22 protein-coding genes are annotated in these 26,028 nt (G+C 73.5%); 10 read left to right on the forward strand and 12 right to left on the reverse strand.

The features are described from left to right. Positions 1-107 precede the first annotated feature (107 nt). From ACIGG8_RS14100 to ACIGG8_RS14115, 4 genes are all read right to left on the reverse strand, one after another. Positions 108-1,589, reverse strand: a complete 1,482-nt coding sequence (locus ACIGG8_RS14100) for an NCS2 family permease (RefSeq protein ID WP_396547944.1) — start codon at positions 1,587-1,589, stop codon at positions 108-110. A gap of 246 nt (positions 1,590-1,835) precedes the next feature. After that, positions 1,836-4,202 carry a xanthine dehydrogenase subunit D gene (gene pucD / locus ACIGG8_RS14105; protein WP_396547946.1) on the reverse strand — a complete coding sequence of 789 codons (2,367 nt, stop codon included), beginning with the start codon at positions 4,200-4,202 and terminating at the stop codon, positions 1,836-1,838. Then, the gene (locus tag ACIGG8_RS14110; RefSeq protein WP_350525513.1) at positions 4,199-4,684 is read right to left on the reverse strand and encodes a (2Fe-2S)-binding protein; all 486 of its coding nucleotides are present in this window, start codon (positions 4,682-4,684) and stop codon (positions 4,199-4,201) included. Before ACIGG8_RS14110 ends, pucD begins: the two co-directional genes overlap by 4 nt. After that, the gene (locus ACIGG8_RS14115) at positions 4,681-5,568 is read right to left on the reverse strand and encodes an FAD binding domain-containing protein (RefSeq protein WP_350525514.1); all 888 of its coding nucleotides are present in this window, start codon (positions 5,566-5,568) and stop codon (positions 4,681-4,683) included. Before ACIGG8_RS14115 ends, ACIGG8_RS14110 begins: the two co-directional genes overlap by 4 nt. A 412-nt stretch (positions 5,569-5,980) precedes the next feature. Between ACIGG8_RS14115 and ACIGG8_RS14120 the strand changes: the two genes are divergently transcribed. After that, a complete protein-coding gene (locus ACIGG8_RS14120) occupies positions 5,981-7,573 on the forward strand; it encodes a PucR family transcriptional regulator (protein ID WP_396547948.1) in 1,593 nt (530 codons plus the stop codon). A 107-nt stretch (positions 7,574-7,680) separates the two neighbouring features. On the opposite strand, the gene ACIGG8_RS14125 is transcribed toward ACIGG8_RS14120, so the two are convergent. Next, complete coding sequence (locus ACIGG8_RS14125; protein ID WP_350525516.1) at positions 7,681-8,757, reverse strand: alpha/beta hydrolase-fold protein; 1,077 nt, start codon at positions 8,755-8,757, stop codon at positions 7,681-7,683. A 367-nt stretch (positions 8,758-9,124) separates the two neighbouring features. Here ACIGG8_RS14125 and ACIGG8_RS14130 point away from each other — a divergent pair, with 367 nt between their 5' ends. From ACIGG8_RS14130 to ACIGG8_RS14160, 7 genes are all read left to right on the forward strand, one after another. Continuing rightward, positions 9,125-10,138, forward strand: coding sequence for a sugar ABC transporter substrate-binding protein (locus ACIGG8_RS14130; RefSeq protein WP_396548015.1), 1,014 nt, complete (start codon positions 9,125-9,127; stop codon positions 10,136-10,138). Continuing rightward, positions 10,135-11,181, forward strand: a complete 1,047-nt coding sequence (locus ACIGG8_RS14135) for an ABC transporter permease (RefSeq protein ID WP_396547950.1) — start codon at positions 10,135-10,137, stop codon at positions 11,179-11,181. The genes ACIGG8_RS14130 and ACIGG8_RS14135 overlap by 4 nt, the downstream gene beginning before the upstream one ends. Then, the gene (locus ACIGG8_RS14140) at positions 11,178-12,023 is read left to right on the forward strand and encodes an ATP-binding cassette domain-containing protein (protein ID WP_396547952.1); all 846 of its coding nucleotides are present in this window, start codon (positions 11,178-11,180) and stop codon (positions 12,021-12,023) included. Before ACIGG8_RS14135 ends, ACIGG8_RS14140 begins: the two co-directional genes overlap by 4 nt. Next, entirely contained in the window at positions 12,020-13,126 is a 1,107-nt protein-coding gene (locus ACIGG8_RS14145; protein WP_350525520.1) for an ROK family glucokinase, read from the forward strand. Before ACIGG8_RS14140 ends, ACIGG8_RS14145 begins: the two co-directional genes overlap by 4 nt. A gap of 229 nt (positions 13,127-13,355) precedes the next feature. Beyond that, on the forward strand, positions 13,356-15,146 hold the full coding sequence (gene ggt / locus ACIGG8_RS14150; protein WP_396547954.1) for a gamma-glutamyltransferase: 1,791 nt from the start codon (positions 13,356-13,358) through the stop codon (positions 15,144-15,146). 173 nt (positions 15,147-15,319) lie between these two features. Then, positions 15,320-16,123, forward strand: a complete 804-nt coding sequence (locus ACIGG8_RS14155; protein WP_396547956.1) for an exodeoxyribonuclease III — start codon at positions 15,320-15,322, stop codon at positions 16,121-16,123. Positions 16,124-16,314: 191 nt separating this feature from the next. Further along, on the forward strand, positions 16,315-16,911 hold the full coding sequence (locus ACIGG8_RS14160) for a hypothetical protein (protein WP_396547958.1): 597 nt from the start codon (positions 16,315-16,317) through the stop codon (positions 16,909-16,911). A gap of 138 nt (positions 16,912-17,049) precedes the next feature. On the opposite strand, the gene ACIGG8_RS14165 is transcribed toward ACIGG8_RS14160, so the two are convergent. Next, entirely contained in the window at positions 17,050-17,817 is a 768-nt protein-coding gene (locus ACIGG8_RS14165; RefSeq protein ID WP_396547959.1) for a lysoplasmalogenase, read from the reverse strand. Between the two features lie 307 nt (positions 17,818-18,124). Between ACIGG8_RS14165 and ACIGG8_RS14170 the strand changes: the two genes are divergently transcribed. Then, positions 18,125-19,960, forward strand: coding sequence for a DUF2398 family protein (locus tag ACIGG8_RS14170; RefSeq protein ID WP_396547961.1), 1,836 nt, complete (start codon positions 18,125-18,127; stop codon positions 19,958-19,960). Between the two features lie 158 nt (positions 19,961-20,118). Here the strand turns inward: ACIGG8_RS14170 and ACIGG8_RS14175 are convergent, their stop codons facing one another. The 4 genes from ACIGG8_RS14175 to ACIGG8_RS14190 form a co-directional block, all read right to left on the reverse strand. After that, positions 20,119-20,364 (reverse strand): hypothetical protein, encoded by a 246-nt coding sequence (locus tag ACIGG8_RS14175; RefSeq protein ID WP_396547963.1) that lies wholly within the window; start codon positions 20,362-20,364, stop codon positions 20,119-20,121. A 161-nt stretch (positions 20,365-20,525) separates the two neighbouring features. Beyond that, positions 20,526-20,711, reverse strand: a complete 186-nt coding sequence (locus ACIGG8_RS14180; protein WP_396547965.1) for a hypothetical protein — start codon at positions 20,709-20,711, stop codon at positions 20,526-20,528. A 238-nt stretch (positions 20,712-20,949) separates the two neighbouring features. Then, entirely contained in the window at positions 20,950-21,321 is a 372-nt protein-coding gene (locus ACIGG8_RS14185; RefSeq protein ID WP_396547967.1) for a MerR family transcriptional regulator, read from the reverse strand. A gap of 111 nt (positions 21,322-21,432) precedes the next feature. After that, positions 21,433-22,215: an alpha/beta fold hydrolase gene (locus ACIGG8_RS14190; protein ID WP_396547969.1), complete on the reverse strand. Its 783-nt coding sequence runs from the start codon at positions 22,213-22,215 to the stop codon at positions 21,433-21,435. A gap of 356 nt (positions 22,216-22,571) precedes the next feature. On the opposite strand from ACIGG8_RS14190, the gene ACIGG8_RS14195 reads away from it, so the two are divergent. Then, positions 22,572-23,831 (forward strand): sulfite oxidase, encoded by a 1,260-nt coding sequence (locus ACIGG8_RS14195; protein WP_396547971.1) that lies wholly within the window; start codon positions 22,572-22,574, stop codon positions 23,829-23,831. Between the two features lie 129 nt (positions 23,832-23,960). Here the strand turns inward: ACIGG8_RS14195 and ACIGG8_RS14200 are convergent, their stop codons facing one another. Both ACIGG8_RS14200 and ACIGG8_RS14205 read right to left on the reverse strand, forming a co-directional pair. After that, positions 23,961-24,611, reverse strand: a complete 651-nt coding sequence (locus ACIGG8_RS14200; protein WP_350525531.1) for a TetR/AcrR family transcriptional regulator — start codon at positions 24,609-24,611, stop codon at positions 23,961-23,963. A gap of 136 nt (positions 24,612-24,747) precedes the next feature. Then, positions 24,748-25,656, reverse strand: a complete 909-nt coding sequence (locus tag ACIGG8_RS14205) for an acyl-CoA thioesterase (RefSeq protein ID WP_396547972.1) — start codon at positions 25,654-25,656, stop codon at positions 24,748-24,750. Positions 25,657-26,028 lie beyond the last annotated feature (372 nt).

The following is a 26,028-nucleotide window of genomic DNA, read 5'->3' on the forward strand; positions in this document are numbered from 1 at the left end:
ACGCCGCCGTACGGGAAACGATCCCGTACGGCGGCGGTGTTGCGAGGGGCCGGTCGCACCCACGGAGCCGGCGGGGCCGGTCGCACCTACGGAGCCGGCGGGGCCGGTCAGTGCACGCCGAGCCAGGACTTGATCGGCGTGAGCGCGAAGTAGAGCACGAACACCCCGGTGAGGATCCACATCAGCGCCCCGGGCTCGCGCCAGCGCCCGACCCCGGCCTTGATCACCGTGTACGAGATGACGCCGGCCGCGACGCCCGCGGTGATGCTGTACGTGAACGGCATCAGTGTGCAGGTGAGGAAGGCCGGGATGGCCACCTCGCGGTCGGACCAGTCGATGTGCCGGGCCTGGCTCATCATCATCGAGCCGATCACGACCAGGGCGGCGGAGGCCACCTCGACCGGGACGATGCCGGCGATCGGCGAGAAGAACAGCATCAGCGCGAACAGCCCGCCGGTGACGGTGGACGCGAGGCCGGTGCGGGCGCCGTCGCCGACGCCGGTCGCGGACTCGACGAAGACGGTCTGGCCGGAGGCGCCCGCCAGGCCGCCGACCGCGCCGCCGGCGCCGTCGATGAACAGCGCCTTGGACAGACCGGGCATCCGGCCCTGCTTGTCGGCCAGTCCGGCCTCGGTGCCGACGCCGATGATGGTGGCCATCGCGTCGAAGAAGCCGGCCAGCACCAGGGTGAACACCGCGACCGAGGCGCTGATCGCGCCCATGCCCCGGGCGCCGAATGCGCCGAACAGGTCGACGTGGCCGAACAGGCTGAAGTCGGGCGCGGAGACCGGGCTGCCGGGCCACACCGGTACGGAGTTCTTCCAGGCGTCGGCGGGTACGTGGGCGGCCTTGTTGACGATCACCGCGAGCACGGTGCCGCCGGCGATGCCGATCAGGATCGCGCCGCGGACGCCGCGGGCCATCAGGACGAAGATCGACAGCAGCGTGACGCAGAAGACCAGGACCGGCCAGCCGGCCAGTTCGCCGGTCGGGCCGAGGGACAGCGGGGTGGGGCCGCCGGTGTGCATGAACCCGGCCTTGTAGAGGCCGATCACGGTGACGAACAGGCCGATGCCGATGGTGATGGCGTGCTTGAGCGGCAGCGGGATGCCGTCCATGATCTTCTCGCGCAGTCCGGAGACCACCAGCAGCACGATCAGCAGGCCGTAGATCACGCACAGGCCCATGGCCTGCGCCCAGGTGGTGTGGGGGACGACCAGCGCGGAGACCGCGCCGGAGACCGAGAGGCCGGCGGCGAGGGCGAGCGGCACGTTGCCGACCACGCCCATCAGGATGGTGGTGACGGCCGCCGCCAGCGCGGTGGCGGTGGTCAGTGCGGCGTGGTCCAGCTTGACGCCGGTGACGTCCGCGCCGCTCAGGATGAGCGGGTTGAGCAGGATGATGTACGCCATCGCCATGAAGGTGGTGAGACCACCGCGGAGTTCGTTGGCGAGCGTCGAGCCGCGTGCCGAGATCTTGAAGTAGGCGTCCAGTGCGCTCGACGGGCGGGGGGCCGGGGACGACGGGTGGGTGTCGCCCCCGGCGGGTCTGTCTTCGGTGGTGCCGGGCTCCGTGGGGATCCTGGTCATGTCCACTCCCAAGTGTCAAAGGGGGTTGGGGTGGGCGAGCCGACCTGACTGCCGGTCAACGAAGCGGCGTAGGGGGACGCATCGACTCACTGGGGGGCACTCGAAATGAGGGGGAGTGCCGGCGGTGCTTGGAGGGTGGTGCGCACCGCTGCTGACCCCGGCGTGGGCAGGGCAGCGGGTGGGGGTGGTGCCCCCGGGGCGGCGGGGAAGACGGTCGCCGCCCCGGGGAAGCGTGAACTGCCGGGATCAGCCGGGCTGTTCGGTGGTCAGGTGCTCCGGGCGGACCGGGATCCGGTTGAGCGGGAGACCGGTGGCGTTGCGGATGGCGGCCACGATGGACGGCGTCGCCGAGACGGTCGGCGCCTCACCGACCCCGCGCAGCCCGTACGGCGCGTGGGGGTCGGGAAGTTCGAGGACGTCCACCGGGATCGGCGGGGTGTCCAGGATGGTGGGGATCAGGTAGTCGGTGAAGGAGGCGTTGCGGACCTTGCCGTCCCGCACGATGATCTCCTCCATCACGGCGAGGCCGAGCGCCTGGGTGCAGCCGCCCTGGATCTGGCCGACCACGGAGAGCGGGTTGAGCGCCTTGCCGACGTCCTGGACGGCGGTGAGCTCGACCACCTTGACCAGGCCCAGCTCCACGTCCACGTCCACCACGGCGCGGTTGGCACAGAAGGTGTACTGGACGTGGCCGAAGCCCTGGCCGGTCTCCTTGTCGAAGGGCTGGGTGGGCCGGTGGTGGTGCTCGCGGGTGAGGTCGATGGCCTCGTCGCCGAGCAGGTCCACCATGGAGACCAGGACGCCGGCGCTCTCCGAGACGACCTTGCCGCCGGCCAGCACGATGTCCTTGTGACTCCAGCCGTAGCGCCGCCGGCCCTTGTCGATCAGCTCCCGCTTGACCGCCTCGGCGGCCAGCTTCACCGCACCGCCGGTCATGTACGTCTGGCGCGAGGCCGAGGTCGAACCGGCCGATCCCACCTCGGTGTTGGCCGGGTGAATGGTGACCTGCTCGACGCCCAGCTCGGTGCGGGCGATCTGGGCGTGCACGGTGACGCCGCCCTGGCCGACCTCGGCCATCGCGGTGTGCACCATCGCGACCGGCTCGCCGCCGATGACCTCCAGCCGCACCCGGGCCGTGGAGTAGTCGTCGAAGCCCTCGGAGAAGCCGACGTTCTTGATGCCTACCGAGTAGCCCACGCCGCGCACGATCCCCTCGCCGTGCGAGGTGTTGGACAGCGCGCCGGGCAGCGCGCGCACGTCCAGGTGCTCGGTGTCCAGCGGCGGCGGCAGCGGCATCTCCTTGGCCCGGCGCAGCAGTTCGGCCACCGGCGCGGGCGAGTCGATCTGCTGGCCGGTGGGCATGAAGTCGCCCTCCGACATCGCGTTCAGCTGCCGCAACTCCACCGGGTCCATACCCAGTTCGGCCGCCAGCTTGTCCATCTGCGACTCGTAGCCGAACGCCGCCTGGACCGCGCCGAAGCCGCGCATCGCCCCGCAGGACGGGTTGTTGCTGTAGAGCGCGATGGCGTGCATCCGGACGTTCGGGATGACGTACGGGCCGTGCCCGAGCGAGGCCGCGTTGCCGACCACGGCCGGCGAGGCGGAGGCGTAGGCGCCGCCGTCCAGCACGATCCGGCAGTCGGCGAAGACCAGCTTGCCGTCGCGGGTCGCGCCGTGCTCGTAGTGCATCCTCGCCGGGTGGCGGTGCACGTGGCCGTAGAAGGACTCGTCCCGGGAGTAGACGATCTTGACCGGCTTGCCGGTGTGCTGGGCCAGCAGGCAGGCGTGGATCTGCATCGAGATGTCCTCGCGGCCGCCGAAGGCGCCGCCGACGCCGGCCAGCGTGAGCCGGACCTTCTCCTCGGGCAGGTCCAGCACCGGGGCCATCTGCTCGCGGTCCACGTGCAGCCACTGGGTCGCGATGTAGAGGTCGATGCCGCCGTCCTCGGCGGGCACCGCCAGGCCGGACTCCGGCCCGAGGAAGGCCTGGTCCTGCATGCCGACCTCGTAGTCGCCGCTGACGATGACGTCCGCCAGGGCCCGTACCTCGTCGGTCACGCCGCCGCCGGAGACCAGCCGCTGCTCGTGGCAGATGTTGCCGTACGCGTGCGACTTGTACTCGTGCGGCTCGTGGACGTAGCCGTGCGTCTCCGGGTCGAGGCACTGCTCCTCGGTGACGATCGGGGTGAGCACCTCGTACTCGACCGCGATCTTCTTCACCGCGCGGCGGGCCGTCTCCGGGTGGTCGGCGGCGACCAGCGCGATCGCCTCGCCGTGGTATCGGATCTTGTCGATCGCCAGGGCCGGCTGGTCCTGGATCTCCAGGCCGTAGTACTTCGAGCCGGGGATGTCCTCGTGGGTCAGCACCGCGTACACGCCGGGCACCTTGAGCGCCTCGGAGATGTCCACCGAGAGGATGTTGGCGCGGGGGTGCGGCGAGCGCAGCGCCATGCCCCACAGCATGTCCTCGTGCCACATGTCCGAGGAGTAGGCGAATTCGCCCTTGACCTTCAGGTTGCCGTCCGGGCGCAGCGGCGAGCCGCCGATGCCGTCCTTGGACGCCTGGTTGATGTTCTGCAGGTTCTTCTGGCCCTGGATGGTCCTGGTGGTCATGCCGAACCCTTCCCGGCGCACTTGCGGGCCGAGGCGAGCCGCACCGCGTCCATGATCTTCTCGTAGCCGGTGCAGCGGCACAGGTTGCCGGACAGCGCCTCGCGGATGTCGTTGTCGCTCGGCTGGGCGTCGTGCTCCAGCAGGGCGTCGGTCTGCACCAGCAGGCCGGGGGTGCAGAAGCCGCACTGGACGGCGCCGGCGTCGATGAACGCCTGCTGGACCAGACCCAGTTCGCCGTTCTCCTCGCTCAGCCCCTCGACCGTGCGGACCTCGCGGTCCTGCACCTGGCCGGCCGCGACCAGGCAGGAGCAGACCGGGACGCCGTCCAGGTAGACCGTGCAGGAGCCGCACTCGCCCTGCTCGCAGGCGTTCTTCGAGCCCGGCAGGCCGACCCGCTCGCGCAGCACGTAGAGCAGGCTCTCGCCCTCCCACACGTCGTCGGCCTCGACGGGCTTGCCGTTGGCGGTGAAAGTGACCCTCATGCCGCGCTCCTGATCTGCTTGCCGTAGTCGTTCCAACACCAGGTGAGGGTGCGGCGGGCCATCACGGCCAGGGAGTGACGCCGGTAGTCGGCGGTGCCCCGGACGTCGTCGATCGGCGAGGCCGCGTCCTTCACCAGCTCGCCGAACCGCTGGATCACCTCGGCGCCCAGCAGCTCGCCGGACTCCCAGAGCCCGCGCTCGGCGAGCACGCCCTGCAGGTACTCCTCGGCCTCGACGGCGCGGCGCGGCGTGGGGGCAGCCGAACCGATACCGGTGCCGACGGTGCCGTTCCTGGGGTGGAGGGCGAAGCCGAAGGCGCAGACCGCGATCACCATCGCGTTGCGGGTGCCGATCTTCGAGAACTGCTGCGGGCCGTCCGCCACCGGGATGTGCACCGCCCGGATCAGCTCGTCGGCCTCCAGGCTGTTGCGCTTCACGCCGACGTAGAACTCGTCGATCGGGATCATCCGGGTGCCGCGCACCGAGGCCGCCTCGACGAACACGTCCCGTCCGGCCGCCAGCAGCGCGGGGTGCGCGTCACCGGCCGGCGAGGCGCCGCCGAGGTTGCCGCCGACGCCGCCGCGGTTCCGGATCTGCGGCGAGCCGACGGTGTGGGCCGCCAGGGCGAGGCCGGGCAGCGGCCCGGACAGCTCGTCGATGATCCGGGTGTAGGGGACCGAGGCGCCGAGCTTGACGACGCTGCCGTCGTTGGACCATTCGGTGAGCTCGGTGATGCGGTTCAGATCGAGAATCGCGGATGGCCGGTGCACGTCGAAGTTCATCTCGACCATGACGTCCGTCCCGCCCGAGATGGGCAGTGCGGTCGGGTACTCAGCCTTCACCGCGAGTGCCTCGTCCCAGGTGGCGGGCCGAAGGAACTCCATGCGGGTGTCTCCTCAAGTCGTCGCCCGCCGGGTGTCCGGCGGCGTGTCGCCCAGTGAACCCCTGTGACGCGGCCCACTGGCAGTCACCGATGGCATGAAGCCCCGGCTGTGGTCCCGCCCGGCATCCTGTACGTTCCTCTAAGGAGCAGAATCTCGCAGCCCAGGTGTTCGCCGGGTGCTACCTACGACCGTAATCCGGCCGTGACGGACGGGCTACGGGCCCGTGATCCGGCCGCCCGCTGGTGCGTAACACCGAGCACGGATGTTCGGGCACACTGTGACCCCCGGACCGACGGTCCGGTGCCCCCTTCCCCCCGATCCCTCCGCCCGATCCCCACCCGATCCCTGCGCCCGACCCCCCCCTGATCCCCCCTCTCGATCCCCTCGATCCAGCCCCCTAAGGAGTCCGCGGATGCGTGTCCGTGACCTGCTCGCCCCCGGCGCCCCGCGACTGCGCCTGCTCGCGGCCGAGGAAGAGCTGGACCGGCAGGTCAGTGGCGTGATGACGACGGACCTGCAGGACCCCGGCCGCTACCTGCACGGCGGTGAGCTGGTGCTCACCGGCATGCTCTGGCGCACCGTCCCGGCCGACTCCGAACGCTTCGTGCGGACCCTCGCGGCCGGCGGCGCGGTCGCCCTCGCGGCCGGCGAGGCCGAGGTCGGCCCGGTGCCCGAGGACCTGGTCGAGGCCTGCCGCCGCCACCGGATGCCGCTGCTGGCCGTCCCCGACGACATCGCGTTCGGCACCGTCACCGAGTTCATCGGCCGTCAGGTCTCCGCCGACCGCGCCGCCGACCTCGCCGCCCTGGTCGACCGGCACCGGCTGCTCGTCTCGGCGGCCGGCGGCGGCGGGCTGGACGCGGTGCTCGACCTGCTCGGCGGCGACCTCGACCTCGACTGCTGGGTCCTCGCCCCCACCGGCGCGGTGATCGCCGGCCCCGCCGACCGGCTCTCCGCCGAGGACCGCGACCAGCTGGTGCGCGCCCACCTCGCCGCCCAGCGCCAGCGCCGCCGCCCCCCGCACCGGGTCCGTCTGGCCGCCGGCTCCTACTCGCTGCTGCCCGCCGCGGCCTCCGCCGAGCACGAGGTGCCGCTCGCCGACTGGATGCTCGCGGTCGCCGGCGACATCACCGAGTGGACCACCAAGCGCCAGCAGCTCGCCGAGAACCTGGCCCGGCTGGTCGCCGCCGAGCGCCACCGCCGCGACGAGGGCCGCCGGCTGCGCCGCCGCCTCGCCGACGAGGTGCTCGCACTGCTGCGCCGCGACGCCGACCCGGCCGAGATCAGCCGCACCCTGTACGCCTCCTCGGCGATGGCCGCCCGCTACGAGGGCCCCGAGTCCAAGTCCCCGGCGGAGGACGCCTCCTGGCTGGTGCTCAGCGCCGAGGGCACCGGCCTGCCCGAGGGCAGCGTCCGGGCCGTCCTGGAGGAGGCGCTCGGCACCGCCTCCGACCGCGCGCTGGTCGCCGGGACGGGCGCCGGCGCCGTCGTGGTGCTGCCGGCCCCGGACAGCCCGGTGCCCGCCGACGCCCTGCGCGACCTGCTCGCCCCGCTGGAGGCCGGGCTCGGCTCCGAGGGCCGGATCACCCTCGGGGTCTCCGCCCCCGCCTCCGAGGCCGGCGGCCTGCGCGGCGCCCTGGAGGAGGCCCGGCACGCCCGCCGGATCGCCGCCTCCCGGGTCGGCCGGGTCTGCGTCGCGGGCCCCGAGGAACTCGCCTCGCACGTCCTGCTGCTGGCGGCCGTCCCGGACGAGGTCCGCCGCGCGTTCCGCAGCCGGCTGCTGGACAAGGTGATCGCGTACGACATCGAGCACCAGGCGGACCTGGTCCGCACCCTGGAGGCCTTCCTGCGCTCGGACGGCTCCTGGACCCGCTGCGCCGCGCAGCTGCACGTCCACGTGAACACCCTGCGGTACCGGATAGGCCGGATCGAGGAACTGACCGGGCGTGACCTCTCCCGGCTGGAGGACCGGGTGGACTTCTACCTGGCGCTCGAACTGGCCTGACGGGGGCTCCGGCACGCGCGAGGGCCCGCCGCGATCGATGTCGCGGCGGGCCCTCGCGCGTGCGGTCGCCGGGCGGTCCGGTCGTCCGGTGGTCGTGCGGTCGGCCGCTACTGGGCCGGGATGATCGAGGTCAGCCACTGGAAGGCGCCGGGGACCATCTTCTTCCACATCTCGGTGGTGTGCGGGCCGGTGCCCTCCTCGACCTGGACGGTGGTCGGGGCCTTGGCGGCGCCGCGGATCGCCTCGCCGTCCTCGTAGCCGTCGCCCTTGGCGCCGCTGATCAGCATGGCGACCTTCGGCGGCTGCTGGGCGGCCTTCAGGATGGTGACCGGGTTGTTGGCCTCGCGCAGCTTGGGGTCCTTGCCGACCAGCGAGTCCTTCTCGGTCGCCGGGTCGTTGTAGCCGGACATCGCGATGGCGGCGCGGTACCGGTTGGGGTGGGCCAGCGACAGCTTGGCCGCGCAGTGCGCACCGGCCGAGTAGCCGGCGATCGCCCAGCGGTCCGCGGACGGGTCGGCGCGGAAGTTGTCCAGCACCATCTGCGGGACGTCGCGGGTGATCCAGGCGTCGGCGTTGATCTTGCCGGGGATGTCGGTGCAGCCGGCGTCCTGGCTCTGGCCGAGCAGCAGGGTGCGCGGCGAGACCAGGATGAACGGGGCGACCTTGCCCTGCTGCATCAGCGGCTTGAGCTGCTCGGAGACCTTGAGCGTGCCGTACCAGGTGGACGAGGAGCCCGGGAAGCCGGGGATCAGCTCGACCACGGGGAACTTCTTGTCCTTGAACGCCGGGTCGTTGTACTGCGGCGGCAGCCAGACCAGCACCTCGCCGTCGACGCCGGAGACCTGGCCCTTGAGGGTGGTCTTCTGCACGTCGTTGGGCACCGCCGGGTCGTTCACGCCGCCGAAGCTCTGCTTCACCTTCGGCGGTTCCTTGGCGGCGTCACCGCTCCCGCCCGCGCCGGCCGCGTCCGCCGGCGGCACCGGGGGCACCGCGCGGACGTGGTTGCCGGTGCCGAGCAGGTCGTCCCAGCTCCCGTAGATCAGGTTGGCGTTGTTGACCATCACGAAGACCATCAGCACGGCCGTGACCTGGCAGAACATGATCATGACGATCCGGGTGAGGGCCTTCACCGGCTGCGGGCCGCCGACCTTCCCCCAGAACAGCAACGCCACTGTGATGGACACCGGCACAAGGATGACGGTGAGGATGAGGAATGGCGTACCTGTCAGTTCCATCGCGTTCTCGTATCCGGGTCGCTCGCCGCCCGGGCCCCAGTCGCCCGAACGCACGTCAATGTCATCAGACGGGGAGAACCGGGGATCGGTTGCCGTCCGAATCTGTGCGGAACCTGAGAGGAACATCACGTTCGCGTGATGAACCCCGTTCGGATCGGCGCCTAGTCTGTCATCCGGACGAAGGTCGTCCGGACCAGATGTTCAGCGAACTTCCAGGAAAGGTCCCCCGGGGCACCTTACCTCCCAGGGCGTTCCGGCCGCCGGGCGAGGCGGTGCGATCGCGCACGGCCGGGCCAGGGAGACTATGGGGATGAGCATCACCCGCTTTCGCCCGTCCCGACGCTTCTGGCCCGTGTGCGCCGTCCTGGCCCTCGCGGTCATGGCGGCCGGCTGCAGCAGTACCGGAGGCAGACGCGCCGAGGAGGCCCGCGCCAAGGCCGCGGCCGCCGGCGGCAGCGCCGTCACCACCCCGCGCTGGAAGGTCGCCATGGTGACCCACTCCGGGGCCGGCGACGCCTTCTGGGACACCGTGCGCAAGGGGGCCGAGCAGGCCGCCGCCAAGGACAACATCACCTTCCTGTACTCCAACGACGCGCAGACCCAGAACCAGGTCCAGCTCGTCCAGGCCGCCATCGACCAGAAGGTCGACGGCCTGCTGGTCACCCTCGCCAAGGGCGACGCCATGGCCGACGTCCTCGCCAAGGCCAAGGCCGCCGGCATCCCCGTCATCACCATCAACTCCGGCCAGGAGTACTCCCAGAAGTTCGGCGCGCTCACCCACATCGGCCAGGACGAGTCCACGGCCGGCCAGGCGGCCGGCGCCGAGCTGGCCAAGCGCGGGCGCAAGAACGTGCTCTGCGTCATCCACGAGCAGGGCAACGTCGGCCAGGAGCAGCGCTGCTCCGGCGCCCAGTCCAAGGCCGGCGGGTCCTTCCAGGTGCTCTACGTGAACGGCGTCGACATGCCCGACGCCCGCGCCGCGGTCTCCGCCAAGCTCCAGGCCGACCCGAGCATCGACACCGTGCTCACCCTCTCCGGCCCGATGGCGGCCACCGGTCTGCAGGCCATCCAGGACGCCCGCCGCCCCGTGGAGCTGGACACCTTCGACCTGGGACAGCAGGTGGTGGCCGGGCTCAAGTCCGGCAGCGTCGGCTTCGCCGTCGACCAGCAGCCCTACCTCCAGGGCTACGAGGGCGTCGACCTGCTCTGGCTCTACAAGTCCAACCTGGACATGCTCGGCGGGGGCAAGCCGGTCGAGACCGGCCCGCAGATCCTCACCAAGGAGAACGCCGACGCGCTCGCCGAGTACGTCGCGAGGGGGACCCGGTGAGCAGCTCGGACCTCCTCGCCCAGGACGGCCTGCTCCAGGACCGTCCGGCGGCCCTGCGGCGGCTCCTCGCCCGCCCGGAGCTGGGTTCGCTGATCGCCGCCGTCGCGGTGTTCGCGGTCTTCGCCGTCGCCGCCGGGCCCTTCCTGCGGCTCGGTTCGCTGGGCACCGTGCTCTACGCGGCGTCCACCATCGGCATCATGGCGGTGCCGGTCTCGCTGCTGATGATCGGCGGCGAGTTCGACCTGTCGGCCGGCGTGCTGGTCACCACCGCCGCTCTGACCTCCTCGATGGTCTCGTACCAGTTCACCGCGGTGACCTGGGTCGGCGTCGTGGTCTCGCTGGCGACCACGCTGGCGATCGGCTGGTTCAACGGCTGGATGCTCGGCCGCACCAGGCTGCCCAGCTTCATCGTCACCCTCGGCACCTTCCTGATGCTGACCGGCGCCAACCTGGGCGTCACCAAGGCGATCTCTGGCACCGTCTCGACCAAACCGATCGCCGACATGGAGGGCTTCGAGTCCTGCCGCTGGCTGTTCGCCTCCGAGGTCACCATCGGCGGACTGACCGTCAAGGCCACCGTGTGGTGGTGGCTTGGCCTGCTGGTGGTCGGCAGCTGGGTGCTGCTGCGCACCCGCTTCGGCAACTGGATCTTCGCCGTCGGCGGTGACGCGGACGCCGCCCGCGCGGTCGGCGTGCCGGTCGCCCGGACGAAGACCCTGCTGTACCTGGGCGTCGGCTTCTGCGCCTGGGTGCTGGGCCAGCACCTGCTGTTCTCCTTCGACACGGTGCAGTCCGGCGAGGGCGTCGGCAACGAGCTGATCTACATCGTGGCGGCCGTCATCGGCGGGTGCCTGATCACCGGCGGCTACGGCTCGGTGGTCGGCTCCGCGCTCGGTGCGCTGATCTTCGGCATGGCCAGCAAGGGGATCATCTACGCGGAGTGGAACCCGGACTGGTTCAAGTTCTTCCTCGGCGCGATGCTGCTGCTGGCCGCACTGCTGAACGCCTACGTCAAGCGCCGGGCCGAGCGGGGGCCGCGATGAGCACCGAACACGTGACGACCACCGAACCGGCGGGCACCGAACTGCTCTCCCTCGACGGCGTCGGCAAGAGCTACGGCACCGTCCGGGCGCTGCAGGACGTCTCGCTGACCCTGCGGACCGGCGAGATCAGCTGCGTGCTCGGCGACAACGGGGCCGGCAAGTCCACCCTGATCAAGATCATCTCGGGACTGCACCGGCACGACGAGGGCAGCTACACCGTGGGTGGCGAGGAGGTCGCCTTCGACTCCCCGCGCCAGGCCCTGGACCGCGGCATCGCCACCGTCTACCAGGACCTCGCCGTCGTCCCGCTGATGCCGGTCTGGCGCAACTTCTTCCTCGGCTCCGAGCGGGGCACGCGCCGCTGGGGCGGCCTGCGCCTGGACGCCGACGGCATGCGCGCCACCACCCGAGAGGCCCTCGCGAGGATGGGCATCGACCTGCACGACGTCGACCGGCCGATCGGCACCCTGTCCGGCGGCCAGCGCCAGTGCGTGGCGATCGCCCGCGCCGTGCACTTCGGCGCCAAGGTGCTGATCCTGGACGAGCCCACCGCCGCGCTCGGCGTCAAGCAGTCCGGAGTGGTGCTCAAGTACGTCACCGCGGCGCGCGACGCCGGACTCGGGGTCGTGCTGATCACCCACAACCCGCACCACGCGTACTTGGTCGGCGACCACTTCACCCTGCTCAAGCGCGGCCGGATGGCGGGCAGCCACCCGCGCGCCGAGATCAGTCTGGAACAGCTCACCACCGAGATGGCCGGCGGCTCCGACCTCGCCGAGCTCTCGCACGAGCTGGCCCGTCCCTCCGTCCCCGACTCCCGTGAGGAGCGTCCGCAGCCGTGACCAGCCCTCAAGGCAGCACCCGGCCGCCCGTCCTGCCCACCCTGCTCGGCCTCGGTCCGCGCGCCGAGCGCCGCCGCCGTGCCCTGCCCGCGGGGATACTGCGACTGCCCACCATCGGCGTCGACATCGGCGGCACCAAGGTGGTCGCCGGGGTGGTGGACGGCGAGGGCAAGGTGCTGGAGAAGCTGCGCACCGACACGCCGGACAAGAGCAAGAGCCCCAAGGTGGTCGAGGACGTCATCGTCGAGCTGGTGCTGCAGCTCTCCGACCGTCACGACGTCCACGCCGTCGGCATCGGCGCGGCCGGCTGGGTCGACGCCGACCGCTCCCGGGTGCTGTTCGCCCCGCACCTCAACTGGCGCAACGAGCCGCTGCAGCAGGCGCTCAGCGAGCGACTGCGGTTCCCCGTGATCGTGGAGAACGACGCCAACGCGGCAGCCTGGGCCGAGTGGCGCTTCGGCGCCGGGCGCGGCGAGGACCACATGGTGATGCTCACCCTGGGCACCGGCATCGGCGGCGCGGTGGTCCGGGACGGCTACGTCGACCGCGGCAAGTACGGGCTGGCGGGCGAGTTCGGGCACATGCAGGTGCTGCCCGGCGGCCACCGCTGCCCGTGCGGCAACCGCGGCTGCTGGGAGCAGTACTCCTCCGGCAACGCGCTGGTGCGTGACGCGCGCGAACTGGTCGCCGAGGAGTCCCCGGTGGTGCAGCCGCTGCTGGCCCGGGCGGGCGGGACGGTCGAGGGCATCACCGGCCCGCTGGTCACCGAGGCCGCGCAGGACGGCGACCCGACCGCCATCGAGCTGCTGTACGAGGTCGGCACCTGGCTGGGCGTCGGCATCGCCAACCTGGCCGCCGGGCTGGACCCGGGCCGCTTCGTCATCGGCGGCGGCGTCTCCGAGGCCGGCGACCTGCTGCTCGGACCGGCCCGCGACACCTTCCGCCGCACCCTCACCGGCCGCGGCTTCCGCCCGGAGGCGGCCATCGTGCACGCCGCCCTCGGCAACGAGGCCGGCCTGGTCGGCGCCGCCGACCTCGCCCGGCAGGTGGCCCGGCGCTTCCGCACCATCAAGCGGCGGCGGGTGGAGCGCAGCGCGCTGTAGTGCGCCGTGGTGGTGGGGGATACGGGGCGGTGGTGGGGGATGCCGGGTGCTGCCCGGGGCGACAGAGTTCAGCGGACAGATGATGAAATCTGTTCGCTGAACTTCGTTCGCCGAACTCTGTCGGCCGTGCTTCCGTCTCGTCAACTACCCGCCGGTAGCGGCACCGTGTGGTTGTCGGATCATCCCTCCTGTGGAACAACTGAGTTGACGTCGACTCAGGAGGACTCGGATGAGGGCTCTGACCCGTCTGGCACCACCACTGCTGCTCACCACCGCACTGGTCTGGTCCACCGCGCTGCCGGCCGGGGCCGCGGCCCCGCCGCCGAAGGTGCCCGAGGCGGTCGGCTGGGGGGGAGCGGTGGCCACCGTCGACGCCGACGCCACCGCCGCCGGGATCGAGGTGCTGCGCAACGGCGGCAACGCCGTGGACGCGGCGGTCGCCGCCGCGGCCGCCCTCGGGGTCACCGAGCCGTACTCCTCCGGCATCGGCGGCGGCGGGTACTTCGTCTACTACGACCACGCCACCGGCCGGGTGCACACCATCGACGGCCGGGAGACCGCCGGCCGCACCGCCGACACCGGGCTGTTCCTGGAGGACGGCAAGCCGCTGCCCTTCGCCGACGCCGTCACCAGCGGCCTCTCCGTCGGTGTCCCCGGCACCCCGGCCACCTGGGACGCCGCGCTCCGCCAGTGGGGCACCCGCTCGCTCGCCCGGGCCCTCGAACCCGCCGAGCGGATCGCCGACAACGGCTTCGTCGTGGACGAGACCTTCCGCGGCCAGACCGCCGACAACCAGGCCAGGTTCAAGGACTTCCCGGCCACCGCCGCGCTCTACCTGCCCGGCGGAAAGCCCCCCGAGGTCGGCAGCGTCCTGCGCAACCCGGACCTCGCCGCCACCTACCGGCTGCTCGCCAAGGACGGCGTGAAGGCCTTCTACCAGGGGAAGTTGGCCGAGGACGTCGTCAACACCCTGCAGCACCCGCCGGTCGACCCGGCCTCCGGCCGCAACGCCCGCCCCGGCAAGGTGGACGTCGCCGACCTCGCCGCCTACCGGGTCCGCGACCAGGCCCCCACCCACGTCGCCCACGGTGCCTACGACGTCTACTCGATGGCCCCGTCCAGCTCCGGCGGCACCACCGTCGGCGAGGCGCTGAACATCCTGGAGGACGGCGGCGACGTCTCCGCGTACAGCGGCACGCAGTACTACCACCACTTCCTGGAGGCCTCCCGGATCGCCTTCGCCGACCGCAACCGGTGGGTCGGCGACCCGGCCTCCGTCGACGTCCCCACCAGGCAACTGCTGTCCGAGCGCTACGCCGCTTCCCGGGCCTGCCTGATCAGCCCCGACCACGCGCTGACCAGCCCGCTCGCCCCCGGCGACCCGCGCCACCCGGCCGACTGCGCCGACACCGGCCAGGCCGTGGCCGAACCGTACGAGGGCCCCAACACGACCCATCTGACGGTCGCCGACCGCTGGGGCAACGTCGTCTCCTACACGCTCACCATCGAGCAGACCGGCGGTAGCGGCATCACCGTCCCCGGCCGCGGCTTCCTGCTCAACAACGAGCTGACCGACTTCGACTTCACCCCGCTCGCCCCCGGCGTCCCCGACCCCAACCTGCCGGGCCCGGGCAAGCGGCCGCGCTCGTCGATGTCGCCGACCGTCGTGCTGCGCGACGGCGAGCCCTTCCTCGCCACCGGCAGCCCCGGCGGCGCGACCATCATCACCACCACCCTGCAGGTGCTGCTCGGACGGCTGGACCGCGGCCTGAGCCTGGAGCAGGCGATCGCCGCGCCGCGCGCCAGCCAGCGCAACACCGCCGCGACCCAGGCCGAGCCCGCCTTCCTGGCGCTGCCCGAGCGGGCCGGGCTGGAAGCGCTCGGGCACGCCTTCGCCGGCGTGGCGGAGATCGGCGCCGCCACGGGCGTGGAACGGCTGCCGGACGGGCGCTGGGTGGCCGCCGCCGAACCGGTGCGGCGCGGCGGCGGCTCGGCCGCGGTGGTCCGGCCCGCACGCTGACCCGGCCGGCGGCCGCGCGCCGGGGCCGTCCGGATTGTCAGTGCCGGACGGTATGTTCGGGGTGGGCCTCCCTCACGAGGGCAGGCCCGCCCCGTCAGCAGCACCCCGTCAGCACCCCGTCAGCACCTCGTCAGCACCCCGTCCGCACCGAACCACCGGGAAGGCCGCCCGCCGTGACCGTCCGCATCGCCACCTGGAACATCAACTCCGTCACCGCGCGGCTGCCCAAGCTCCTGGAGTGGCTGGAGAGCGCCAAGCCCGACGTGCTCTGCCTCCAGGAGCTCAAGTGCGCGGCCGACGCCTTCCCGTACGACGAGGTCCGCGAGCTCGGCTACGAGACCGCCGCGCACGGCACCGGCCGGTGGAACGGCGTCGCCATCGTCTCCCGGCTCGGCCTGGAGGACGTCGTGCGTGACCTCCCCGGCCAGCCCGGCTACCTCGCCGACGGCGCCCTGCTGCCCGACGTCGAGCCGCGCGCCGTCGCCGCCACCTGCGGCCCGGTCCGGGTCTGGTCGGTCTACGTGCCCAACGGCCGCGAGGTCGGCCACGCGCACTACCACTACAAGCTGGAGTGGCTGGAGGCGCTGCGCAAGGCCTCCGTCGAGGACGCCGCCGGCGCCCGTCCGTTCGCCGTCCTCGGGGACTTCAACATCGCCCCGTCCGACGAGGACGTCTTCGACGTCGCCGCCTTCGAGGGCCTCACCCACGTCACCCCGGTCGAGCGCGCCGCCCTGGAGGCCCTCGGCGAGATCGGCCTGCACGACGTCGTGCCGCGCCCGCTGAAGTACGACCGTCCGTACACCTACTGGGACTACCGCCAGCTGGCCTTCCCCAAGAACCGCGGCATGCGGATCGACCTCACGTACGCCAACAAGGCCTTCGCCGACGCCGTCACCGACAGCTACGTCGACCGCGAGGCCCGCAAGGGCAAGGGCACCTCGGACCACGCGCCGGTCGTGGTGGACCTCGACCTGTGAGCACCCCGATCGCCGGGGCAGCGGGGCCGCCCGGCCGGTGACCTCCGGTAGCGGCGCGGTAACCCGAACGGTCCTGAGCGCTGGCTGAGTGCGGGGCGGGTGCCTACCGTCGGTGAATGACCGGGTGCGGTTGATCGACCACGTGGACATGGGAGTCCCCGGCTGCGCCCGAGAATCCCGGAGGTTCCGGCATGCGCCCCATGCGTACGGCCGCCGCCGCCCTGATCGGCGCGACGGCGCTGACCGGCCTGACGGCCCCCCTCGCTTCCGCCAGGGACGGCTCGGCCTCGGTCAGCCCGTCCCAGGCCGCACCGGGCCAGACCGTGACGGTCACGGTCTCCTGCGAGAAGTCGGACAAGCCCGACGCCAAGACCATCACCGCCCACTCCGCCGCCTTCGAGGGCGGCCCGGCGACCCTCACCCTCGGCCCGGACGGCAAGCACACCGGCTCCGCCCGGTTGGCCTCCCAGCAGTCCGGGGACAGCAAGGTCGACGGCATCTGCCCGGACGGCGGCGCCTTCTCGACCACGGTGACCGTCGCCACCGTCACCCCCGCCACCCCCGCCACCCCCGACAAGAGCCTCGGCGACTGGGGCAAGGCGGCGGGGGAGTGGGCCGGCTCGCTCGGGCAGTCCGGCGCCGGCAGCCAGCAGGTCGCCCCGCACGGCGCCGTGCAGACCGGCCTCGGCGGCTCGGTCGCGGAGAACCCGGCGGAGCTGGCCGGTGGCCTCGCCCTGGTCGCGGGAGGCGTCGGCGGCTTCTGGCTGCTCCGGAGGCGCGGTGCCTGATGGCGTCCCCGATACCCCTGTGCCGCACCGCACCGCCGGACCCTGACGGGACCGGCGGTGCGGTGCGGTGTCGGGCGGTCCGCCGGGTCCGCCGGGTCCGCAGTTCGGACGGGTCGCAGTTCGGGCGGGTCGAACGGCTCAGACGGTCCGGGGCTCCAGCGGCGCGACTCCGGTCCGCCGGGCGAGCCCGCTCCACTCGGTGGTGCCGTCCTCCTGGGCGCGTCCCTCCTCGTGCGCGAGCAGGCCGCCGGCCAGCAGGTACTGGGCCAGCACATAGGTGGCCATGATCCAGAACTGATGCCCCGGCAGCTCCCGCCACTTCGCCAGCTTGGTGGCGATCAGCGTGTCGGAGAGCAGGAACAGCGCCCCGCCCAGTCCGGTCCGCCAGCTCAGTCCGGCCGAGGTGACGGCCGTCGAGGTCAGCAGCAGGCTGTAGCCGGCCACCGGGACCCGCAGGTCCCCGAGGTCCGGCCAGAGCCGACCGACCAGCGCCACCCAGGCCGTCGCGTACGCGGCCGCGACGACGAGGGCACGCCGGCGGTCGGTGAGCGCCCCGCGCTGGACGAACATCGTCACGTAGCAGACGTGCGCGGCGGCGAAGGAACCCATGCCGGCCAGGAACGCGGGGTCGTTCTTCAGCTGGAGCAGCACGTCCCCGCCCGCGCTCAGCAGCAGCGCCGGTGCCAGCAGCTTCGGCGCCTCCCGCTCGGCGGTCCTGGCCGCCGCCACGCTGTGGGCCGCCAGCAGCGGCATCAGTGCCGGCTTGGTGGCGTTCTGCAGCACCGACGCGCCGGACAGGATCGAGCCGAGGTGCGCCGCCGAGGTGGCTGCGAATCCGCCCAGCAGGCCGCCGGCCGACCGCAGGCGTGCACCGAGGACGGCACGGGTGGTCGTACGAATGCTCATGTGCACCTCTTGGTGAATCGCTCGCGGGGCTCGCTCATGCCGGCGTGGCCTCCGGGGCTCGGGCGGTGGCGGATCCGTGCCGGTGGTGGCGGATCCGTACCGACCCTAAGGGAGCCGAACGGGGGCCGGAAGGGTAGGTTACCGGTGCGTAACCCGGGCGGCGTCGGGCGGGTGACGGCGCGGCCGGGGGGCGGTGGGCCGCGGAGCGGAGGGGCAGCGGCCGATTCCAGGGCTCTTGCGGAGACTTCCTCAGGAGGGCGGTTGCTGCCACCGGGTGACCCGGGCACCGTCTACTCTGGACTCCGACATGGATCAGCAGGAGTACGCGGTCGGTGCCACCCGGGTGGCGGCCGGTCGGCCGAACGGACGTACGGGCGGGGCAGGTCGGGGGACCGCCGCCGCCGTCCTCGCCGTACGCGAAGCCGCGCGGGCCGGTGCGGCCGACGCCCTCGATGCCGCCGGCGCCTCCGACACCGCTGATGTTGAACCCGGGACCGGCGCCGCGGACGGTGCCGACGACGCACAGGCCGCCGGTGGCGCCCACGGTGCTGCCCAGGATGTCGCCCTCTCGCCCGACCCGGGGCTGCTGCGGCTGGCCCACTGGTTCGCGGCCGCGACCCCCGCCGCCGCCGACGACCTCTGCACCGCCTCCTTCGGTCTCTACCCCGCCCGCCACCTCGGCGCGCCGGCCGAGCCCGCCGACCCCGACGTCAGCTGGTGGCACGGCCCCACCGCCTACGGCTTCGCGTCCGCGCGCTCCCGTGAGGCCCGCGGCGACGGCGGACTGCGCCGCGCCCGGCGCGACTCCGCCGAGCTGCCCGTCGTCCGGTCAGGCGCCAAGCCGGGCAGGCCCGGCAGGCACCGCAAGCCCGAGCGCATCCCGCTGATGCCGGAGGAAGCCGCGAGTGCGGGCCCGCCTCCGCTCGTGGTCGCGCAGGATCGTTCCGGCGAGGAGCTCCCCGCCGCCGAACGCCGGATCGCCGCCCGGCTGTTGCTGGCGCACCCGCTGGTCACCGCCTCCGGTCCGCACGCCGACGGCTTCCCGCTGATCCGCCGTCACCGCGACTGGTTGGCCGAGCGCTTCGACACGCTGCTCGGTTACCGCCTCGACGTCGGCCCCTGGCACGCCCGGCTGTGCAAGGCCGGCCTCGGCCTCGGCGCCGCCCGCCGCCTCGAACACCCCGTCACCGGCGCGCCGTTCACCCCCGGCGGCTACGCCCAACTCGCGCTCGCCCTGGCCCTGTTGGTCGACGCCCCCGAGCAGCTGGAGTACCGGAGGCTGCTCGACGCGATGCGGGCCGCCGCCCCCGGCCTGACCGCCGACCCGGCCGACCTCGACATGGCGCTGGCCGCGCTGGCCGGATGGCAGGTGCTCGGCGAGCTGCCGACCGACCCCGCCGCAGATGCCCCTGCCGGCCCTTCCGCCGACACCTTCGTCCTGACCGTGGACCGCGAACTCGCCCGCGCCGTCCCGGTCGGCCCGCCCGCCCTGGCCGCCGACGCCGCCGACCTCGTCCGCCGCGCCGCCGAGGCCGAACCCGCCACCGCCGTCCGCCGCCTCCTCGCAGAGACGCCCGCCGTCCTCGCCGCCGACCTCCCCGAGGACTGCCGCACCTGGCTGCACGAGCACCGGCTCAGCGGTCCCGCCGCGCTCGCCGACTTCCTCGGCCTGGAGACCGAACTCCGCGCCGAGGGCGTCGCCCTGCTCGACCCGGCCGCCGAACTCACCGACCTCGCCCTCCCCGGCGCCGGCACCCTCGCCCAGGCCACCCTGCTGCTGGTCGAGCGCCTGGTCGAGGAGGTCCGCCCGCTGCCCGCGGAGACCAGCGAGGGCGACGTGCCGATCGCCGACGCGCTGATAGACGGCGTCCTCGGCGACATCACCGACGAGTACGGCCTCCCGGCCCGCTACCTCTCCGACCGCACGGCCCTGCGTCGCGACGCCCTGGACCTCCTCCACCGGCTCGGCCTGATCACCCCGACCCCGCAGCCCAAGCGCCCGCCGACCTGGCACCTACGCCCCCACGCCGCCCGCTTCGCCCCCGCCCCGGACCTCCAGCCCACCCCCGGCACCGGCCGCCACTCCCGCCCGGCCCCGTTCATCCCGTCGCCCCCGGGCCCCCGCGCCGGACAGCGCGCGTAGCGCCCGCCCGGCGCCCTTCATCCGTCCGGCGGCCCGGACGAGCAGGGCGGTAGCGGTCAGCACGGTGCCGAGCAGGGGCCGGTGGCTGCCGGCCCGGTGCGACCGACGCTTCCGTCCGGTTCCGGGGCCCGGCTACGTGGCCCGGCTACGTGGCCCGGCTACGGGGTGGGCGGCAGGGGGCCGCCTGCGCGGGCGAGCGTGATGGCTTCGTCGACCTGGCGCCGGTCGTAGCCGCGGCGGACCAGGTCGAACTGCGGGCGGTCGGGGCGCCGCTGCGCCGGCAGTGCGAAGTACTCGTCGACCTGGGCCCGGTCGTAGCCCCGCCGGGCCACGTCGAAGCCTGCGTGCGGTGCTCGCCCGGCATCCGTCGGGCTGCCACTGCCCCGGTGTCCGTCCTCGACCATCTGTCCTCCCCCGACCGGAACGTTTCGGCCCAGCATGGCACGGTGCCGGCGGACGGCTGCCGTGGACGGTGGATTCGTCACGCGGCCGGGAGGACGGGGGCCGGGAAGACGGAAGCACCGCGCCCGGACTGCGGGCGGCGGTGCTGGGAGCCGGGGTGCGGTTACTTGCCGGCGGTGGCGGTGGCGCTGACGAGGGAGCCGTGTTCGACGGTTTCCACGGTGGCGCCGACGCCGAGGGCGCCGAGGGCGATGGAGGCGAGGACGGCGGTGCAGGCGAGCAGACGACGGTGCCGCTGCGGGAGCGGGAAGCGCGGTTCCTGGTAGGGCGCCTGAGGGCTGGCGTTCATGACCCGGAGGTTGCCATTGCGGCGTGAACGGTCGGTACGCGCGGGTGAAGTCCGGACGGGGGTTGGGCGTCGGTTGGCCGCGTACGCCCCACCCCTCCCGAGCGGGGCGTACGCCCTGGTCAGCGCCGTGTCGATCGATCGCCGACGGCGACCCGGGCGGTGACTCGGACGCCGACCCGGGCGGCGACCCGGGCGGCGACTTCCCGGAGGCCGGCCGGGACGGCGGAGGGGTGTCCCGTCAGGCTGCGTGTTCCGCGTCAGTGCCGTGCGCGGTGGCGATGTAGTGGGAGAGGGCGACGCGGTTGCCGGTGAGGTCGTCGATCCGGGCGTCGAGTTCGGCGAGCTCGCCGCGCAGCGTGGCGAGCAGGTCCGGACAGGCCTCCAGGACCGGGACCGGGCCGGTGGCGCAGGGCAGCAGTTCGCCGATGACCCGGGTGGTCAGTCCTGCCGCCAGCAGGCTGCGGATCTGCCACACCCGTACGGTGTCCTCCTCGCCGTACTCGCGGTAGCCGGCCGTCGTGCGGGCGGGCCGGAGCAGGCCCTGCTCCTCGTAGTAGCGGAGCAGCCGGGTGGACACCCCGGTCAGGCTGGCGAGTTCTCCGATGCGCATGATCGGGCGAACGTCGCGGTCGGCCGGGGTGTTCCCGCCTGCCCGGCCCTCGCGGACGGGCTCTCGCGGACGGGCTCTCGCGGCCCGGCTCTCGCGGACCGGCCCGCTCGGTCAGCCCTCGTCCAGGCCCTTGATGAACTCCATTACCACGCCGCGCAGTTCGGGCAGCGCCTCGACCACCGGCAGGTGCCCGCTGGAGAGTCGGACGTAGCGCGCGCCGGGGATGCCCTCGGCCAGCAGACGGTGCTGGGACGGGGGGACGAGCATGTCCTCGGCGGTGCCGACGACCAGGGTCGGCACGGCGACCGCGCCCAGCTCCGCCCGCACGTCGGCCTCGGCGGCGAGCCGGAACTGCTGGCGGAAGCCGTCCGACAGCGGGGACTTGAGTGCCTCCAGCAGCCCGGCGAGCTGTTCGGCGGGCAGGGCGTCCACCCAGGTCCCGCCGAGCACGACGGTGAGCACCAGGCGGGCGAGGTCGTCGGGTCGCTCGCCGAGGTCGACGATCAGCTCGGAGAGCAGCCGCATCCGGGCCGAGCCGCCGGCCACGCCGGCGAGCAGCAGCAGCGAACGGACCCGCCCGGGGTGGCGGGTGGCGATCCGGACGGCGACGGCGGCGCCGAGCGAGTAGCCCGCCAGGTCGAAGGTGTCCAGGCCCTCCGCGTCGGCGGTCGCGACCAGCCGCTCGGCCAACTCGTCCAGGGTGGGGCCGCCGGGTTCGAACGGGCTGTCGCCGGAGCCGGGGTAGTCGGGGGCGACGACGGTGCGGTGGACGGCCAGGTCGGGCAGCAGCGGGCCCCAGTTGTCGCGGGCGCTGCCGCCGGCGCCGTGCGCGAGCAGCAGGCCGGGGCCGGAGCCCTGGACGATCCGGGCGAGCGGGGCGGGGGTGGACGGCATGACGGCGCTCCTTGGTGGGCGGTGGATTCCTCCGACAGCGAGGACCGTAGGTGTTCACACCGGTGGGAAGGTCAAGCGCGGGCACCGGACCGGTGCCCGGGGAGCGCGCCGTACGCCCGGGGCGCGCGGTACGCCGGGAGGCGCGCCGGACGCGGGGGCGCGCCGGAAGCGGGCCGGAAGCGGGCCGGCCGCCCCCGCCGTGGTCACGTACCGCGCAGGAACGCCTACGCTGGGAGCACGGAGCGCGGTTCGGGCACCGTACGAACGCTCTCCGCCGCCGGGGCGCCCACCGTGCCCGCGTCGGCCGCACCGGTGTTGCCCCGGGCCGGGTGGTCGCCGAGGAGGTGCCAGGCCCCATGTCCGGAAACGCCGCGTCCGGCGGTGCCACGTCCGGCAGCGTTCCGTCCTTTGACGCCACGCCCGGTGATGCCGTGTCGGGCGATGCCACGCTCGGTGATGCGACGCCTGGCGATGCCGTGTCGGGCGATGCGCCCGGTGACGCCACGTCGGGGATCGTCAAGCCGCTGCCCGCCGAGTGGTTCGTCCCGCACGGCACCAACGCCGAGATGCGCTGGGAGGCGCTGCGCGACGCCGAGGGCCGGCCGACCGTCGGCCGGCACGTGCCGGTGGAGCGGTTCTTCGTCCGCAACCACACCGGCACCCCGCTGATCGACGCCGGCACCTGGCGGCTGCGGCTGTTCGGCAGCGGTCTGCGCGGCGCCCCGACGGCCGAACGGCCCGTGGAGTTCGACCTGGCGGCGCTGCGGGCGCTGCCCGCGACCCGGATCAGTGCGGTGATCGAGTGCGCCGGGAACGGCCGAGACTACTTCCGCCGCCAGCAGGGCCGACGCGCCCCGGGCACCCCGTGGACGCTCGGTGCGATCGGCTCGGCGCTCTGGCGGGGCGTCCGGCTGGCCGAGGTGCTGCGGGCGGCCGGACTGACCGGCGAGGCGGTCGACGTGCTGCCGACGGGCCTGGACGCGCACTACGTCGTCGACGGCGTCGACCACGGCCCGGTGCGCCGCCCGCTGCCGATCGCCAAGGCGCTGGAGGACGCGCTGCTCGCGTACGAGATGAACGACGAGCCGCTGACCCCCGACCACGGTGCGCCGCTGCGGCTGGTGGTGCCCGGCTGGGTGGGCATCGCCTCGATCAAGTGGGTCGGCAGCATCGAGGTCGCCGACCACCCGCTCCACTCGCCGTGGAACACCGACTTCTACCGGATGTTCGGCCCCGACCACCCGCCGGGCGGCGGCGCGCCGCTCACCGCGCAGGTGGTCCGGAGCGCGTTCGAACTGGCCCGGGGCGCGGTGCTGGAGGCCGGTCGCGTCCACCGCTTGCACGGGCGCTCGTGGTCCGGCACGGCGGCGGTGCGCCGGGTCGAGGTGAGCACCGACGGCGGCCGGACCTGGCGGCGCGCCGTGCTGCACGGCGGGTCGCGCGCTGACGACTGGACGCGCTGGAGCTTCGACTGGCGCCCCGGGCGGCCCGGCCGGTACGAGCTGCGCGCCCGCGCGACGGACCGCCGGGGCAACGGCCAGCCCGAGCGGGCGGTCCTCAACCGGGAGGGCTACCTGTTCGGCGCGGTGGTGGCCCACCCCGTGACGGTGGTCTGACCGCGCGGTCCGGCCGCGCCCGTATCCGCGCCCGTACCCGCGCTCGTACCCGTGCCCGCCCCCGGGCTCGGAGCGCCGACCCGACCCGCCTGAGGGTCGGTCGGCGGTCCGGCCCGGGCCGGGCGGGAATCAGCCGGTGGACTGGACCTCGTACGGGGCCGGGTACTGCGTCTCGTACGGGGTCAGCACCAGCCGCACCACGTCCTCCAGCCGCCGCCGGGCGTCCCCGAGGGTGGTGCGGCCGGTCACCCAGGCGGTCAGCTCGCCCTGCCAGGCGTGGGCGACGATGTGCCGCACCAGGTCGCTGGACGCGGCCGGCACGTCGGCCGTCACCGCCTGTAGAGCGGTGCTGTCGGCCCGGGCCATGCCCTGCAGCGCCTCGCTGGCGAACGGATCGGTGGAGGCGGCGACGGCCACCCGTAGCCGGGCGAGTTCGGGCTGCCGCTGGTAGGCCCGCATCCCGCCCCGGACGAACCGGACCGCCCGGTCGGTGTCCCCCAGCCCGGCCCGTGGCCCGCGCAGCTCGGCCACCAGGTCGGCCAGCAGCAGGCGGTGCCACTCGGCGATCGCCGCCGCCAGGAGGTGGTCCTTGGACGAGAAGTAGCGGTACGCCGTCCCCAGGGCGACTCCGGACCGCTCGCAGACCTGCTTCATCTGCAGCCGCTCGACGCCGATCTCGTTCACCAGGGCGAGCGCGGCCGCGATCAGGCTTTCGCGGCGTTCGAGCTGACGCGGAGACATCGCCTCCACCGGCCGTGGTGACAGGTCAACCTTGGTCACCCGCACCATGATACGGGCCGGGGCCGCTCAGGAGTATGACGCCGACCGGCCCCCTTCCGTTCGCCCGGGGGCCACCCGGGTGCGGCAGGGCCAGGGCCCGTCTTCAAACCCTCGCCTGCGGGGCGGCGTTGGCTCCCTAGTCCTGCCGGCGGATCAGCGCCTCCTGGACGGCCGAGGCGACCAGCCGGCCGTCCCGGTCGTAGAACTCGCCGATCGCCAGTCCGCGGCCGTCCGAGGAGGACGGGCTGCGCTGGGCGAACAGCAGCCACTCGTCGGCCCGGAACGGGCGGTGGAACCACATCGCGTGGTCCAGCGAGGCCATCAGCAGTGTCGGCGGCTCGGTGCGCTGGAAGAAGTTCGGCTGCTCGTCCAGCCCGGCGGTCGAGGCCAGGGTGAGGTCCGACAGGTAGGCCAGCGCGCCGGCGTGCAGCAGCGGGTCGCCGTCCGGCAGCCGGGAGGCGGTGCGCATCCAGACGAAGTGCTGGAGCAGCCCGGGGACGGACGGCGGCACCCCGGGAGCGCCCGGCGGGACGAAGCGGACGTCGAGGTCGCGGAAGCCGCCGGTGAGGGCGACCGTCCGGCGGACCTCCTCGGGCGCGTTGGCGACGGCGTCCGGCAGCGACTCGGGGCCGGGCAGCGGCGGCATCTCGCGGTGGCGGTCGGCGCCCGGTTCGGGGTGCTTGAGGGAGACGGTGAGCGAGAAGATCTCGTTCCGCTTCTGCACCGCCGTCACCCGGCGGGTGGTGTACGAGACGCCCTCGCGCACCCGCTCGACCACGTAGTCGATCGGGCGGGTCGGGGTGCCCGGCAGCAGGAAGTAGCCGTGCAGCGAGTGCACCGGGCGGCGGTCCTCGCAGGTGCGCCCGGCGCTGACGATCGCCTGTGCGGCGACGTGGCCGCCGAAGGCGCGCATCGGGGCACCGGCGTGGCAGTAGCCCCGGAACGTGTTCTCGTCCAGCTGCTCCAGCTCCAGCAGCTCGGCGAACGGGGAGGTCGGTCGGGTGTCCGGGGCGGCCGGGACGGGCGGTGCGGTCAGGTCGGTCACGAGGTCATAGTGGCAGAAGCCAACCGTGCCGTGGTGTGACCTGGATAACTCGGCCGACCCCGAAGGCGGTGTAGAACACGTTCCAGTCCGGTCGTGCCCCGCCGGACTGCCACACCCCTCACCTAGCGTGTTCGCCATGACGCAATCCGCACACGCGTACGCCTATCTGCGTCCGTCGGCCGTCCTGGACGGCGCCGACGGCCGGCGCCTCGACCTGGCCACCTCCGGCGGCGCCACCCCGCTCGGCGCCGCCGCCAACCGGCGCTTCTTCGCGGGGTACCGCGGGACGTCCTCGCGGGGTGAGGGTGAGGGCGGCTCACGGTCGGCAGCCGGCAGCCGGCAGCGAACAGGTTTCAGAAGACAACTTTCAGC

The organism is Kitasatospora sp. NPDC085464 (assembly GCF_044541955.1).
In the GTDB taxonomy this organism is placed as follows: domain Bacteria; phylum Actinomycetota; class Actinomycetes; order Streptomycetales; family Streptomycetaceae; genus Kitasatospora.

Bases quoted from the DNA above. Each gene is read 5' to 3' on its own strand.
- ACIGG8_RS14120 (WP_396547948.1), top strand. From the start codon at position 5,981: ATGCGTGTCCGTGACCTGCTCGCCCCCGGCGCCCCGCGACTGCGCCTG.
- ACIGG8_RS14110 (WP_350525513.1), bottom strand. From the start codon at position 4,684: ATGAGGGTCACTTTCACCGCCAACGGCAAGCCCGTCGAGGCCGACGAC.
- ACIGG8_RS14180 (WP_396547965.1), bottom strand. From the start codon at position 20,711: ATGAACGCCAGCCCTCAGGCGCCCTACCAGGAACCGCGCTTCCCGCTC.
- ACIGG8_RS14160 (WP_396547958.1), top strand. From the start codon at position 16,315: ATGCGCCCCATGCGTACGGCCGCCGCCGCCCTGATCGGCGCGACGGCG.
- ACIGG8_RS14115 (WP_350525514.1), bottom strand. From the start codon at position 5,568: ATGGAGTTCCTTCGGCCCGCCACCTGGGACGAGGCACTCGCGGTGAAG.
- pucD (WP_396547946.1), bottom strand. From the start codon at position 4,202: ATGACCACCAGGACCATCCAGGGCCAGAAGAACCTGCAGAACATCAAC.
- ACIGG8_RS14185 (WP_396547967.1), bottom strand. From the start codon at position 21,321: ATGCGCATCGGAGAACTCGCCAGCCTGACCGGGGTGTCCACCCGGCTG.
- ACIGG8_RS14190 (WP_396547969.1), bottom strand. From the start codon at position 22,215: ATGCCGTCCACCCCCGCCCCGCTCGCCCGGATCGTCCAGGGCTCCGGC.
- ACIGG8_RS14100 (WP_396547944.1), bottom strand. From the start codon at position 1,589: ATGACCAGGATCCCCACGGAGCCCGGCACCACCGAAGACAGACCCGCC.
- ACIGG8_RS14140 (WP_396547952.1), top strand. From the start codon at position 11,178: ATGAGCACCGAACACGTGACGACCACCGAACCGGCGGGCACCGAACTG.
- ACIGG8_RS14165 (WP_396547959.1), bottom strand. From the start codon at position 17,817: ATGAGCATTCGTACGACCACCCGTGCCGTCCTCGGTGCACGCCTGCGG.
- ggt (WP_396547954.1), top strand. From the start codon at position 13,356: ATGAGGGCTCTGACCCGTCTGGCACCACCACTGCTGCTCACCACCGCA.
- ACIGG8_RS14195 (WP_396547971.1), top strand. From the start codon at position 22,572: ATGTCCGGAAACGCCGCGTCCGGCGGTGCCACGTCCGGCAGCGTTCCG.
- ACIGG8_RS14175 (WP_396547963.1), bottom strand. From the start codon at position 20,364: ATGGTCGAGGACGGACACCGGGGCAGTGGCAGCCCGACGGATGCCGGG.
- ACIGG8_RS14170 (WP_396547961.1), top strand. From the start codon at position 18,125: ATGGATCAGCAGGAGTACGCGGTCGGTGCCACCCGGGTGGCGGCCGGT.